Origin of the sequence: Mesobacillus boroniphilus JCM 21738 (assembly GCF_000517385.1) — a bacterium.
GTDB lineage: Bacteria > Bacillota > Bacilli > Bacillales > Cytobacillaceae > Mesobacillus > Mesobacillus boroniphilus.
Window position 1 is genome coordinate 65,129 of sequence record NZ_BAUW01000010.1, and the last position, 14,121, is coordinate 79,249.

Below are 14,121 nucleotides of genomic sequence, written 5' to 3' on the forward strand. Positions count from 1 at the left end.
GTCTGTTCAAATTATCTATTACAGAACGTTGAATTTACCTTTTTTAAGAACCAATGAAGGACCGCCGATCATGTATAGCGCACGGTTGTCGATCATTTTTTTCATGAAGGAAGCTTTCGTGCCGACCATTTTCTTGCCGAATGCAACTCCGATTGCATCATCTTCACCAAGTGAACATACTGTTCCTTTGATATCAGGAGTGAATGTTTCCAGCTCGGCTTTGCCGTGGACAAGTGCCGCAATATTCCTTGCGCATACTTCACCCTGCTGCATGGCGATTTGTGCAGTCGGAGGATATGGACGATTGATTTCTTCATTGATGATCAATGAGCAGTCGCCGACAATGAATACATCCTCAGAACCTGGCAGGCGAAGGTCTGGCTGCACTTTTACGCGGCCTCGCATTGCTTCGATTCCTGATTTCTCGATAACAGAGTTTCCGCGGACACCTGCTGCCCAAATAACTGTACCAGCTTTGATTTCTTCGACTTCTTCTTCGCCTTTAGCAACGATGATGCCTTCTGGAGTCGCTTCTTTGATTGCTGTGCCGATGCGGAATTCAACACCTTTTTTCTCAAGCTGCGCAACCGCATATTTAACAAGTTCAGGATCAAAACCTGGGAGAACCATTGGTGCCGCTTCGACACAAACGATTTTTACTTTATGGTAATCCACATCATATTCACGGCAAAGTTCAGGAACGCGATTTGTCAGTTCACCAAGGAACTCGATTCCTGTGAAGCCCGCACCGCCAACAACGATTGTCAGGCGCTCATCTTTCTTTTCCGCTTCAGTATTGTAAGTTGCGAATTGATATTCGATATGCTCGCGGATTTGTCTAGCTGAATTGACATTGACGATAGAGAAAGCATACTCTTTCAGACCTTGAATTCCAAAAGTTTCAGGTTCAGCACCAAGGGCAATGACAAGGTAATCATAGACAACGTCACCGTTCTCGAGGATTACACGCTTCTCCTCCAGCTTGATTTCTTCTACAGCTCCCTGGACGATTCAACCTTATGGCGATCGATAACATCACGTACATCATAGCGGACTTTGTCATGGTGCAAAGTTCCTGCTGATGCTTCATGCAGCCATGTAGTTTCATAGTGGTAATCATTTTTGTTAATGAGGACAATGTCAGCCTCGTTTACTCCAACAGCTTTTTGTAAACGGGTAGCTGTCATTAATCCCCCGTATCCTGCTCCTAAGATTACGATTTTTGGCTTTCTCAAAGTGATCACTTCCACCTTTTCAAAATATTTTTTGGGCTAATGGCTCTCTCTATCTGCCGCCATCTTTTTCCGGATAAGTTTGTGATATTATTCACTAAAATGTTCAAAAAAATGTCCTAAAAATGTCACAAAATCTTAACATTGTTGCCTAACATCCATCTTATTCTTTTTGCGCCGCATTTTCAAGCGATTAAGTTAACTTAGAAATATTCAGAAAATAGGCTGATTTCACTATTTTTCAGTATGATAATGGGATTTTGCTATTAAATATATTATTCCACAAGGAATGTTATATTATGATTAGGAGTTTATTTTTACGATTTATGTTATTATAAAAATTGGAGCAATTTTACTACATAGTGAGGGGGATATGGAGTGAAAGAAGATCAAAAAGTTTATGACATCACGATTATCGGCGGGGGGCCTGCTGGTCTGTTCACAGCTTTCTACGGCGGAATGAGACAAGCATCGGTTAAGATTATTGAAAGTTTGCCACAGTTAGGCGGGCAATTATCAGCACTTTATCCTGAAAAGTACATATACGATGTTGCCGGCTTTCCAAAAGTCCGCGCACATGAGCTGATCAACAACCTGAAAGAGCAAATGGCGAAATTCGAGCCTGCTACTGCTCTTGAGCAATCTGTTGAAAAACTTGAAAAACTGGAAGATGGAACAATTAAGCTGACTACAGATAAAGAAGTTCACTATACAAAAACAGTTATCATCACAGCAGGAAACGGAGCATTCCAGCCACGCAGGCTTGAACTTGAAAGCGCTGCCCAATATGAAGGCAAAAACCTGCACTATTTCATCGACGACCTGAACCAGTTCGCTGGCCAAAAGGTTGCGGTATTAGGCGGAGGCGATTCAGCTGTTGACTGGGCATTGATGCTTGAGCCAATCGCTGAACAAGTAACCATCGTCCACCGCCGCGATAAGTTCCGTGCACATGAGCACAGTGTTGAAAACCTGCAAAACTCGAAGGTTGATATCAAGACTCCTTATGTGCCGACAGAACTGATTGGTGATGGCAATGCCATCAGCCAAATTGTTCTTAAGGACGCGAATGGTGAAGACACTGTAACCATTGACGTAGACGCGGTTATCTGCAACTTCGGTTTCGTTTCATCTCTTGGACCAATCAAGGAATGGGGCCTTGAAATCGAAAAGAACTCAATCGTCGTCAACTCAAAAATGGAAACGAATATTCCTGGCGTCTATGCTGCTGGCGATATCTGCACATACGAAGGTAAAGTCAAGCTGATTGCGACAGGATTCGGTGAAGCTCCAACTGCTGTCAACAACGCAAAATCCTACATGGATCCAAAAGCGAAGACACAGCCGCTTCACAGTTCATCGATGTTCAAATAAGAAAAGCAGAAGCGCTTCTCTTTAATGCGAAAAAGCAAGGTCCGCGGACCTTGCTTTTTGTTTTAGCTTAACATTCTTCAGGTGTTCCTTCACGAGTTGCCGTTTTGAAACTTGAACCGCAGCCGCATGATGCGATTGCGTTCGGGTTGTCGATTGTGAAGCCGCCGCCCATTAAAGACTGCTTATAGCTGATTGTTGTGCCATTAAGCACTGGAGCGCTGTCCTTATCAACTAGGATTTTGATGCCGTGCTGCTCCAGCTGAGTGTCGCCTTCTTCCACCTCATGTGCAAAACCCATGCCGTAAGATAGGCCGCTGCAGCCGCCGCCTTTTACAGAAACGCGAAGGTAAGCATCTTCCGTCTCGTTTTGTTTCATCATATCTTTAACCTGCAATGCAGCTTCTTTTGTTAGAATCACAATATTATCCACGATAAAACCTCCTTGATCCCTTTCTTATAAGTATACTCACACTTTTTCCAATCCTCAACCAATCAATCTGAAAAAGAATTATATTCTTATTTTCCCACCAAACACCCATTTAAATTGGTATAATATACCATACTACAATTGGGAAACGGGCAGGTGACGATAATGACTCAAATAGAACCGCTCTATGATAAAAAATATCACTGCGAGATGTGCGAACAATCTTTTACCACCAAAAAAGTGCGTTCCCGCTTTGTGAAAGTCATCCGTTTTGATACGGATTTCGCCCCCATTTATGCCGATGGTTTTGAAAACCCTAATCTATATTATGTCAATGTCTGCCCGAATTGCGGCTACTCTTTTACCGATGATTTCAACACCTATTTTCCTCCGAACGGTAAACAGCTCATCCAGGACAAAATATGCAATCAATGGGCTCAACATAACTATGGAGATAAGCGAACAATCCAGGAAGCTATGAACACTTTCAAACTCGCAGCTTATAGTTCGACTCTAAAAAAAGAAAAGCATATCGTTTCAGCCGGCTTGTACATAAGACTTGCCTGGCTGTATCGTTCAACAGATGTCCACGAACAGGAAATGCGTTTTTTAAAACTCGCCCTGAAGGAATATACTGATTCGTACCGCACCGGAGACTATAAAGGAACTCAAGTATCAGAGCTGCGGCTGATGTACCTGATTGGCGATCTCTCAAGAAGGATTGGCCAAACTCAGGACGCAGTTCGCTTTTATTCAAAAGTAATCGAAAAGCAGAGGCAGTCTGTCGAACCGCAAATCATCCAGCTGGCAAAAGACCGCTGGCAGGAAATGCGAGAAGCTAAAGTCGTTTCGGGCAGCTAAGCTCTACCCTGCTCACATGAAAAAAGGCTGGCCAATGGTTCATACCACGCCAGCCTTTTTCTATATTAAAACATTGGATTTTCGTCCAAATATTGATAGATATTTTCTACTAGTTCTTCGGGAGTATCTCCCACAACCGGGTCCCCGTTTACAAGCGCAAACATGGACTGTGCGCATTTGCCGCAGTAACCAAGGCAGCCGTATTCAATGACGTCAAGGTCAGGATCACGCTCTAGCTCCGCCCTCGCTTTTTGAGAACCGCTTGCCAGATTGCTGATGCAAAATTCAATGATTGGCTTAATCATTTGTTTCACCTCTCTACTGATTTTTAATCGTAACCTTTTTCTAGTAAATCGTCAATTTCCCGGGCTTACGGACATCCATAAAATTGTTGTTATTTTGTCACAATTTCGTTATACTTTTTATGGCGATTGATTGAGCATAAAAATATTGCAGAATAATTTTGAAAATTGTATCCGATTACTAGTTTAGAAAGCGAGCTGGAGAAACATCATTAACTGTCTCTGAAGAGTTAAAAAGGGGAAATTTACATGAAGAATCTCGTTATCCTTGGCGGCGGCTATGGCGGCATGCGCGTCCTTAATAAATTGTTGCCGAATGACCTGCCGGAAGATGTATCAATTACGCTGATTGACCGTGTTCCATACCACTGTTTAAAAACAGAATACTATGCCCTGGCTGCAGGTACGATTTCTGACCAGCATATCCGGGTGGCCTTTCCTGAGCATCCCCGCCTTCAAGTAAAATATGCGGAAGTAACTGCCATCAATCTTGAGGATCAGAAGGTTGAGCTGCAAGGCGATGAGTTCGTTCAATATGACGACCTCATTATCGGTCTAGGCTGTGAAGATAAATATCACAATATCCCAGGTGCAGACAAGTTCACATACAGCATCCAATCAATTGAAAAGTCCCGGGCGACCTACCAGGCACTCAACAACCTGCCAGCAGGTTCATCTGTTTCAATCGTCGGTGCAGGGTTAAGTGGTGTTGAGCTTGCGAGTGAATTGGCTGAAAGCCGCAAAGATTTGAAAATAAAGCTTTTTGACCGTGGCAACCATATCCTCTCTGCCTTCTCTGAACGCCTGAGCACATATGTGGAGAATTGGTTCGACAATCACAATGTTGAAATCATCAACAATGCGAATATCACGGAAGTAGAGAAAAATGTTCTCTATAACCACGATGAGCCTATTGTATGTGACGCGATCGTTTGGACAGCCGGCATCCAGGCGAATCGACTTGTCCGCGAGATGGACGTTGAGAAAGACAGCATGGGCCGTGCAATGGTAACTCCACAACATAATCTGCCAGGCTATGAGAATGTTTTTATAGTCGGAGACTGCGCAAGCCTTCCGCACGCACCAAGTGCACAGCTTGCAGAAGGCCAGGCAGAACAAATCGTCCAGGTTTTACAAAAACGCTGGAAAGGTGAAGAACCGCCTGAATCATTCCCGCCGATCAAGCTGAAAGGCGTCATCGGCTCACTCGGCAAAAAGCATGGCTTCGGCCTTGTCGCCGAACGCCCGATAACAGGCCGCGTCGCACGCTTGCTGAAATCAGGGATTTTGTGGATGTATAAGTATCATAATGGATGATATGTTGAAAACCGGGCGATGGTTGTGCCCGGTTTTTTATTAGTGGGCAGACACAAAATTGGTAAAAATACGTCCAAATTTCCAATTCGCTATAAAAACCAGATTTTCGCTATAAAATCCTGAAAGTCGCTATAATAATTATTTTTTCGCTATAAAATCTTTAAAGTCGCTATAAAAAGAAGTTTTTCGCTATAAAAAGTTTATCGCCCTTAAAGAAGTCGTGAAATCCATACTAAATCTCTGAAAAAAGAAGAAAAGCACCCCATATAGGAATGCTTTTAACAGATTTATACTGGAACGTAACCATATTTCTCTAATTCTGCGTAAATTGTTTTCAATTTCGGATTTCCTTCCCCGACGACCTTGCCTTCGAGCAGGACGACAGGGTAGAACATGTCATCTTCGATTACTTTTTCGGCAAATTCCTTTTTGTCTTCCTCTGATGGAGGATTGTGGATATCGACATAAACAATTTTGAATGGCTGGTCTGCATATTTTCTGCTGATCGCTGCTTCGAGCCATTCGTACGTTTCTTTTGAGGATGGCAGGTTTACACAGCTTGGCATAATACTTCTGCACCGTAAACGACGATTTCTACCTCTTTACGTTCCATTATCAATTACCCCCTGTTATTTTCTTTTATTTTACTATACGATGAAAAAGATGCATAAGGAAAAAACTGTGTTCACTGGTTTTTCGGTTTTATTGGATAGATTTTTCCGGCCGATAAGATTATAATAAGTATTATGAAAGGAGTCGATTTGCATGACTGAACAGCAAATGTTTGAGCAAGTACAGGAAGTATTAGATAAATTGCGCCCATTCCTTCTTCGCGATGGTGGAGACTGCGAACTAGTTGATGTTGAGGATGGCATTGTTAAACTTCGCCTGCTAGGTGCATGCGGAAGCTGCCCGAGCTCCACAATCACGCTTAAGGCGGGAATCGAACGCGCACTTTTAGAAGAAGTACCTGGTGTAGTTGAGGTTGAACAGGTATTCTAATTTACCAATAATAAAGCGATTTTGCCAACTTAGGCAAAACCGCTTTTTTTAAGGCGCTTTTTTGATAAAATTGATGACCTGCAACCTTCCTTATCAATCTGCAAACTGAAAATTTCCAACCCCACCAGATGCTGCCTCAATTTTTCCGCTACTGCTTCCCCTTTGCCGGGTTCAGCAAGGCACATAATTGATGGTCCTGCACCGCTTAAAGCAACTCCGAATGCTCCTGATTGAATGGCTTTTTTCTCCACTTTTTCAAAAAATGGCACAAGCGCTTTCCTATATGGCTGATGGAACAAATCAGCGCTCATCATCTTACCTGCTAGGGGCCAATTCTGTGTCATCATGCGGCAAGCAGCTGATTAGCTACTGCACTTGCCTGGACACTTCGCTGAAAATCGACTGCTGCCGGGAGGACATCACGTGACGTTTCTGTCAGCAACTCTTCCTTAGGAACGACAAGTACCGGGTCAAACTGAATCTGGTCAAGGACCGTTAAGTCAACCTCATCTCCGATTTGGCTGCCAACTATGACGCCGCCAAACAAGCTAGCACCTGCATTATCAGGATGGCCTTCGAACCTGGAAGCGACCGCGAGCTTTTCATGTCGGCCCAGTTGTAATCCACAAAATTCACTGGCCAGTTCCACACCCGCGACAATCGCTGCTGCACTGGAACCAAGTCCTCTCGCGAGCGGGATCTCGCTTTTCACAGAGATATGGAGCGAAGGCATTACTTGCTTGTACATTTCAGCTGTTTGCATCGCAATCTGGCAAATAAAATTTTTTTCATCACCAGGAAAGCCTGTTAATGAATCAGATAAAGCCGTAACCTTCCATTTGCCGCTTATTTCAGCCTGGACTTCCATGTAGAGGTTCAAGGCGACGCCGAGGGAATCAAAACCGGGACCCAGGTTTGCTGAGCTTGCCGGAACTTTTAACGATAAAACTTTCCCTCCGACTATCCCAGCAGCAGATAATGGTTCCTCGATCCCCTTCATTGCCGGACAACTCCCCTGATATAGTCACTGACGATACTCTCGTCATTTGGAAGCAGCACTGATGAAATCGAGCTTATGTCAATCGCAGTCGAAGGATCTTTCAATCCATTTCCGGTCAGTACGGCAACAATCCTGGATCCTTGAGGAATTTCGCCTCGCTGTAATAGTTTATGGATTCCCGCTAGCGATGCGCAGGATCCTGGCTCGGCGAAAATTCCCTCTGTGCTCGCCAGTTTGCTGTAAGCTTGTAAAATTTCATCATCTGTGACAAAATCGATTTTCCTTCAGATTCATCACGGGCTGCCACGGCCAGATCCCAGCTTGCGGGGTTGCCAATGCGGATCGCCGTTGCGATTGTTTCCGGCTGTTCAATCGGCTGTCCCTTGACAATCGCAGCCGCTCCTTCTGCCTCAAAGCCAAACATTCGCGGCAAACCCGTGCGCTTACTGGCATCGTATTCTTTGAATCCTTTCCAATATGCGCTGATATTGCCGGCATTCCCCACCGGGATAGCAAGAATGTCAGGGGCGCCTCCCAACTGGTCACAAATTTCAAACGCTGCGGTTTTTTGTCCTTCAAGCCGATAAGGATTGACTGAATTCACGAGGGTCACCGGTTCTGTTTCACTGATTGCCCTGACCATTTTTAATGCTTCATCAAAGTTTCCCTCAATCGAAACGATGTTTGCACCATACATCACTGCCTGCGCAAGTTTGCCCATCGCAATTTTTCCATCAGGAATGACGACGATGCATCTTAATCCCGCCCTTGCTGCATAAGCTGCCGCTGAGGCGGATGTATTGCCAGTTGAGGCGCAGATTACAGTGTCACTGCCTCCCTCCTTAGCTTTGGCAACTGCCATGACCATCCCTCTGTCTTTAAAAGAGCCGGTAGGATTCACTCCTTCTACTTTTACATATAAATCGACTCCCCATTCTTCTGACAGCCGGTCGAGCCTGATCAGCGGGGTATTTCCTTCATGGAGGGTGAGCAATGGTGTCTCAGCATTGACTGGCAAGTATTCACGATATTCACTTAACAGACCCCGCCATCTCATGCTCCTGCACTTCCTTCGACCCTGTATGAGCTTTTGACATCCTTCACAAACTTTAGGTCATGCAGCTCCATTAAAATATCCTGGTAATCCTTCAGGGAGGCTTTATGCGTAATGACCACAATCTCTGCAAGCTCCTTTTCCTTCAAAGGCATCTGGAGGATTTTTTCAAAGCTGACGTTATGGCTTGCGAAAAGTGAGGTGATTTTTGAGAATACACCAACTTCGTCATGAACGTGAAGACGCAGGAAGTGCTTTGAATTCACTTCTCCATCATCCTTAAGCTGTTTCTCATACTGCGGAGTGACAAAAGAACGGCCGTTTACTCCGAGGCGCATATTTTTGACGGCGCCAACCAGGTCTGAGACCACTGCTGTTGCGGTTGGCAAGCTTCCGGCACCTGGCCCATAAAACATTGTTTCTCCTACTGCTTCTCCATAAACATACACCGCATTGTACTCATTATTGACAGACGCAAGCGGATGAGTTGATGGCAGCAATGCCGGCTCAACGCACACCTCGACTTATCGCCTTCACGAACGGCGAGGCCGAGCAGTTTCATCGTATAGCCTAGCTGTTTTCCATATTGCAGATCTTCTTCGGTAACAGATGTTATTCCCTTCACTTTGACATCATCAAGATCTATCTTCATCGAAAATCCTAGTGATGCCATGATCGCCATTTTCCGTGCCGCATCCAGCCCTTCTACGTCAGATGCAGGGTTTGCCTCTGCGTACCCTAGCTGCTGCGCTTCCTTTAACACGCTATCATATGCCAGTCCCTCCTGGCTCATCTTCGTTAAAATGTAGTTTGTTGTGCCATTCACAATCCCCATCATCTTTGTGATCCGGTCAGACGCAAGACCATCCACCAGGCTGCGCAGGATTGGGATTCCTCCGGCGACACTCGCTTCAAAAAAGAGGTCGCAGCCATTTTCATTGGCAACTGTTAAAAGCTCGGAACCGTGGACGGCCATCAAATCCTTGTTTGCCGTCACAATATTCTTTTTGCTCCTTAATGCCTGAAGCAAGTGTTCTCGAGTATCTTCAATCCCGCCCATAACCTCGATTACCACTTCAATCTCCGGGTCTTCTATAATATCAGCTGGATTCACCGTCAGGAGAGATGGGTCCACTTTTACTGACCTTTCTTTTTCAACATCCTGAACGAGGATTTTCTTCACTTTAATCGGGCACCCAACCTGGTGCATCAATTTATCCTGGTGGTTCTCAATGATCCTGACCACACCTGACCCTACTGTTCCTAAACCAAGAAGTCCAACCGAGATTGCCTGCATTTTCTTTTCCCCTCTCTTCACGTCTGTTTCAAATGTACATTTGTTTTTGTATAGTAGACATTATAAAGACCAAAAATAGCTTTTACAAGGAATATTTGGAATGCTTTTCCTGTGTAAACGCTTAATCTTATGCGGCTCTAGGTGTAAAAAAATTATAAAAATTGTGATTATAATAATTTTTTCCCATATTAAAAAATCCTTCCCGTTCAAAGGGAAGGATTTGTAGATTATTGAAGCACTTCTTTGTTGACGATTGTTTTCGGACTGTCGCCTGTAAGAACAGCTTTAACATTGGCACCGCACAGCTTGATCATGGTTGTCCTGGTTTCGGTGCTTGCACTGCCAATATGCGGGATCGCAGTTACATTTGGCAGTGCAAGCAGTGGATGGTCAGCGGAAATTGGCTCTTTTTCAAAGACGTCGAGTCCTGCTGCTGCAATCTCACCATTTTTCAGCGCATCATATAAAGCCTGCTCGTCCACAACCGGGCCGCGGCCTGCATTGATGAAAATCGCGCTTTTTTTCATTTTGCAAAAACATCGGCGGTAAAAAGATTTCTCGTTTCCGATGTTAGCGGAGCTAGTGACACCACATAATCAGATTTCGCCACAAGTTCCTCGAAAGAGCTGTAGACAGCACCCAGTTCTTTTTCAGCATCATGCTTTTGGGAGCGGTTATGGTAAAGAATCTCCATTCCGAAGCCTTTGGCCCTGCGTGCAACCGCCTCGCCGATTTTACCCATGCCGACAATCCCGATTGTCTTCCCATAAACATCATGCCCAGCAAGCAGGTACGGACTCCAGCTCCCCACTTGCCAGCTTTTATATATTCCGCCGCTTCGACTATACGTCTTGCGGATGCCATCAGCAAAGAAAAGGTAAGGTCTGCTGTTGTCTCTGTCAGCACATCCGGCGTGTTTGTCACGATGATGCCACGCTTTGTTGCCGCTTCAAGGTCAATATTGTCAAAGCCGACTGCCAGGTTTGCGACCACTTTGAGGCTTTCACCTGCTGACAACACTTCCTCGTCGACTTTGTCAGAGAGCATTGTGATTAAAGCGCTGGCTTTTTGGGCTTCTTTTAAAATAACTTCCCTTGGCGCAGGGATATCTTCATGGCCCCACATTTTCACTTCAAAAAGCTCGGTGAGGTCCATGATTGTTTCTTCAGGTAACTTCCTGGTGATATAAACATAGGGTTTCATAGTCTAACTCCTTTTGAAAGCGTTTAATATAGTAGAATAATTTCATTCTACCACATCAGCACACTTTCCTTGGCAAAAAAGTTTCGACTATCGTAATAGCCAATCGACTGCCGGTAGTTTCGCTGCTTTTACCGGTGCTTCGCTAAGATGATAAAAATGGCTCAAGAACCGCTCATGATCACTGCTTTGGTTCAGATACTTCCGCAAGCGGTCTTCAAGCTGGCGCTTCGTCTGTTCCAATTGTGTTATATAGTAATTTTCAACTGTCTCATAATAGTGAAGCGGGAACAGCAATCTCGCGTAAAGCAGCCTCCATGAGAACGGCGAAAGCACAGTCATTGATTGGTATTCTGCCAGGAAGTTCCTGATTTCCGGCTGGCTCGTCTGGATGTTGGCAAAGTAACGATCCCTTACCCATTCAGCGAGGTCCCGGCTACCGTGATCGAATACCCATTCGAAAGGATTTTTAACAAAATACGTTCCTCTCCAGACCATATTAGTAAAGCGCTCATGGCAAACAGTCCCATGGTCGATCCTTGTCGGTTTATCATCAATCTCAGTATCAGCGAGATATTGAATGGCATTTTCAGATAGCCCCATATAATACGGAAAAGATTCCAAGAACATCTTCTCAAAGTCATTCTCCGGTTCGGTGTAAAGCTTTCCGCTCCATACCTTCTCCATCTGGTCAAGCCGCTTTTCCCAGAGCTGTTTCCACTGCCCAACCCTGTTCATGCTTTCAACTTTGAACGGGATTTGCCTGCCCCTTGCGTGGAATTTGGCCAGCTTCCTGCCTGTTCTTATTTTTTCAGGCATAGGTGCTGCGCGGTTCATCAACACACAGTATTTTCTCCCCTCCCATTCGCAAATTTGTTTTCCTTCCTTATCCGCCAGCAGCCTCGAGACATTCCGGTCCCCAGCTGTTTGCATATGGTCAGCAATCCTCGCCAGCTCGCTTATCTCTTGCTCTTTTACACCATTAGCGTCCATAATCAAATAAAGCCCTTCATTATGCTTATATCCATGATATCTTCCAAGAGATACTTCTGAATCTGCCGAAATCCCATATACTTCTTTTAACATCTTTTGAAACATATTAGCACCTCATTTCCAAGCCACTCTTTTACAAATATATGTATTGGATTGTAAAACTTGAATCAACATTACAATGAATAAGCGGCTTCATTAGGGAAATGATTTAAAGGAATAATTCTTTCACTAAAACGGATTAAGCGGAATATTTTAGGTTAAATAGGATAATGAGTATGATTATGCTGCAATCAAGAATAGAAAGGTGATGCAGATGTTAGAAAAGAAACGTGCCATCCATATGACAGAGGAAACTGCCCGGAAGTGGCTTCATGAGCGTGGAATAGAAATAGTAGATATCGCCAATCTCGTCTATTACCTGCAGGAAAAGTACCATCCAAACCTGCAGATGGAGGATTGTATCGAAAACGTTGAACGAGTTCTTTCCAAGCGTGAAGTCCAGAATGCTATACTGACTGGAATTCAGCTGGATATCCTCGCTGAACAAAAGAAGCTTGGCGAACCACTTCAATCCATTATTGAAACAGATGAAAGCTTATACGGCGTCGATGAAATCCTCGCATTCTCGATCGTGAATATATATGGGTCGATCGGTTTTACCAATTATGGTTTTATTGATAAACAGAAACCTGGTATTCTTGAGAAGCTTAATGATAAGGAAGCAACCGGCAAGTGCCATACCTTCCTTGATGATATAGTTTATATATCACTCTTAAGATTTAATTACTCTCAAACATTATAAAAATCCAAAAACCCCATTAGTATCAACATTATAACCCCCTTATAATATTATCCCACCCATTATTGACTAAGTGAAAAACCCGTGATATGTTACTAATATATAGAATTATAGCATTATCACTGGGGGACAAATCAGTATGCAATTCAAATATGTAGTAAGACAATTTAATAGAATCCGTTTCCATATGGGGGAAAAAGACAGTACCCCTGCAATTGGCATTGGAGTCAAATATAAAGATAATAACTTCGTATACCCTTCCCCATTAACCAACTATATTACATCTACAAGTACAAGAAAAAGCAAAGCCATAAGTACACAAAAAAGAATAGCGAATGAAACAGTATGGTTTTTAAACTACTGTATAAAAAACATCGAATACAGTGACGATTTTAACATTCTGAAGGATAAAGGACTATATGGCTTAGACCTTTCACACGGGGCAAACTATATAAGCTACCTAACAGCGAAAGCACGTAAGGGAAAGCTCATTCCTAATGGGGTGTATGAGTCTGAAAAGTTCTTAATAAGGTTTTATGAATGGCTAAATGAAGAGAATATCATTTCCATTCCTGAGTTGGATGATATAGAAGAAGGGACAAGCCCCTTCGACGATAAAGAGTTGGGAACAGAGTACCCATCCAGGGGAGAACATATCCCAAATAAGATTGTGGATTTTGGGGATAACCGACTCCTACTCACCTATAAATTTATCAAAATAGCAGAAATAGTAGCACCAGAGATAGCGTTGGGAATCTGCTTTCAGTTCTTTGGAGGAGTAAGAAGAAGTGAAGTGGTCAACCTCACCAAACGAAGCTTTAAACGCCCAACCTACTATGACAAAACGATAAACCGACAACAAACCCTCCTACTTGTGATTAAAAACAACCAAGAACTACTGTTCCCAGACAAAATAAACCACACACACGAACAAGTGAAACGCCCGAGACAGCAATGTGTTATGCCATTCAAGATAGTAAGCGATGTACTAAGAAGACATAAAAATCAACTAAGCCTGTTGGAGCAAAGGGGAAAAATCAAAAATAGAAAAGCACTGTTTGTGGACTATAAAACTGGAGAAACACTAAGTGGTCTACAATACCACAGACGATTCAACAAAGTGAAACAAGCTTTCTTGGAACAATTGGCACAAGAACAACATATCGACTTCGATGTATTAAATGAAGAAAAATGGAGCACACACATAGGCAGAGGAGTGTTCACCAATATCCTGTTGGATAGGGGGGCAGATATTGTTTCTAC

Annotated in this window: 9 protein-coding genes and 6 pseudogenes; 6 read left to right on the forward strand and 9 right to left on the reverse strand. The window is 43.7% G+C overall.

The window, feature by feature from the left end; translation table 11 throughout:
- Window positions 1-18 precede the first annotated feature (18 nt).
- Window positions 19-1,244 (reverse strand): annotated as a pseudogene (locus tag JCM21738_RS05265) (NAD(P)/FAD-dependent oxidoreductase).
- A gap of 366 nt (window positions 1,245-1,610) precedes the next feature.
- Here JCM21738_RS05265 and JCM21738_RS05270 point away from each other — a divergent pair.
- Entirely contained in the window at window positions 1,611-2,606 is a 996-nt protein-coding gene (locus JCM21738_RS05270) for an NAD(P)/FAD-dependent oxidoreductase (RefSeq protein WP_023626621.1), read from the forward strand.
- Between the two features lie 67 nt (window positions 2,607-2,673).
- Here JCM21738_RS05270 and JCM21738_RS05275 read toward each other — a convergent pair whose 3' ends face one another.
- Complete coding sequence (locus tag JCM21738_RS05275) at window positions 2,674-3,036, reverse strand: HesB/IscA family protein (RefSeq protein ID WP_023626620.1); 363 nt, start codon at window positions 3,034-3,036, stop codon at window positions 2,674-2,676.
- A gap of 162 nt (window positions 3,037-3,198) precedes the next feature.
- Here JCM21738_RS05275 and JCM21738_RS05280 point away from each other — a divergent pair, with 162 nt between their 5' ends.
- Window positions 3,199-3,894, forward strand: coding sequence for a DUF2225 domain-containing protein (locus JCM21738_RS05280; RefSeq protein ID WP_023626619.1), 696 nt, complete (start codon window positions 3,199-3,201; stop codon window positions 3,892-3,894).
- 65 nt (window positions 3,895-3,959) lie between these two features.
- Here JCM21738_RS05280 and JCM21738_RS05285 read toward each other — a convergent pair whose 3' ends face one another.
- Window positions 3,960-4,199: a YuzB family protein gene (locus JCM21738_RS05285; RefSeq protein WP_023626618.1), complete on the reverse strand. Its 240-nt coding sequence runs from the start codon at window positions 4,197-4,199 to the stop codon at window positions 3,960-3,962.
- A 246-nt stretch (window positions 4,200-4,445) separates the two neighbouring features.
- Between JCM21738_RS05285 and JCM21738_RS05290 the strand changes: the two genes are divergently transcribed.
- A complete protein-coding gene (locus tag JCM21738_RS05290) occupies window positions 4,446-5,513 on the forward strand; it encodes an NAD(P)/FAD-dependent oxidoreductase (RefSeq protein ID WP_023626617.1) in 1,068 nt (355 codons plus the stop codon).
- A gap of 287 nt (window positions 5,514-5,800) precedes the next feature.
- Here the strand turns inward: JCM21738_RS05290 and JCM21738_RS05295 are convergent.
- Window positions 5,801-6,126: pseudogene (locus JCM21738_RS05295) on the reverse strand (YuzD family protein).
- A gap of 152 nt (window positions 6,127-6,278) precedes the next feature.
- Here JCM21738_RS05295 and JCM21738_RS05300 point away from each other — a divergent pair.
- Window positions 6,279-6,515: a NifU family protein gene (locus JCM21738_RS05300; RefSeq protein ID WP_023626615.1), complete on the forward strand. Its 237-nt coding sequence runs from the start codon at window positions 6,279-6,281 to the stop codon at window positions 6,513-6,515.
- 29 nt (window positions 6,516-6,544) lie between these two features.
- Here the strand turns inward: JCM21738_RS05300 and thrB are convergent.
- The 5 genes and pseudogenes from thrB to yutH form a co-directional block, all read right to left on the reverse strand.
- Window positions 6,545-7,515 (reverse strand): annotated as a pseudogene (gene thrB / locus JCM21738_RS05305) (homoserine kinase).
- A pseudogene (gene thrC / locus JCM21738_RS05310) lies at window positions 7,512-8,572 on the reverse strand (threonine synthase). Before thrC ends, thrB begins: the two co-directional pseudogenes overlap by 4 nt.
- Window positions 8,569-9,866 (reverse strand): annotated as a pseudogene (locus JCM21738_RS05315) (homoserine dehydrogenase). The pseudogenes thrC and JCM21738_RS05315 overlap by 4 nt, the downstream one beginning before the upstream one ends.
- Before the next feature lie 227 nt (window positions 9,867-10,093).
- Window positions 10,094-11,069, reverse strand: a pseudogene (locus tag JCM21738_RS05320) (2-hydroxyacid dehydrogenase).
- Between the two features lie 87 nt (window positions 11,070-11,156).
- Window positions 11,157-12,164, reverse strand: a complete 1,008-nt coding sequence (gene yutH, locus JCM21738_RS05325; protein WP_023626610.1) for a spore coat putative kinase YutH — start codon at window positions 12,162-12,164, stop codon at window positions 11,157-11,159.
- Between the two features lie 208 nt (window positions 12,165-12,372).
- Here yutH and JCM21738_RS05330 point away from each other — a divergent pair, with 208 nt between their 5' ends.
- Window positions 12,373-12,861 carry a phosphatidylglycerophosphatase A family protein gene (locus tag JCM21738_RS05330; protein WP_023626609.1) on the forward strand — a complete coding sequence of 163 codons (489 nt, stop codon included), beginning with the start codon at window positions 12,373-12,375 and terminating at the stop codon, window positions 12,859-12,861.
- A 136-nt stretch (window positions 12,862-12,997) separates the two neighbouring features.
- A partial coding sequence (locus tag JCM21738_RS05335; protein WP_023626608.1) for a hypothetical protein occupies window positions 12,998-14,121 on the forward strand: 1,124 nt, incomplete at its 3' end.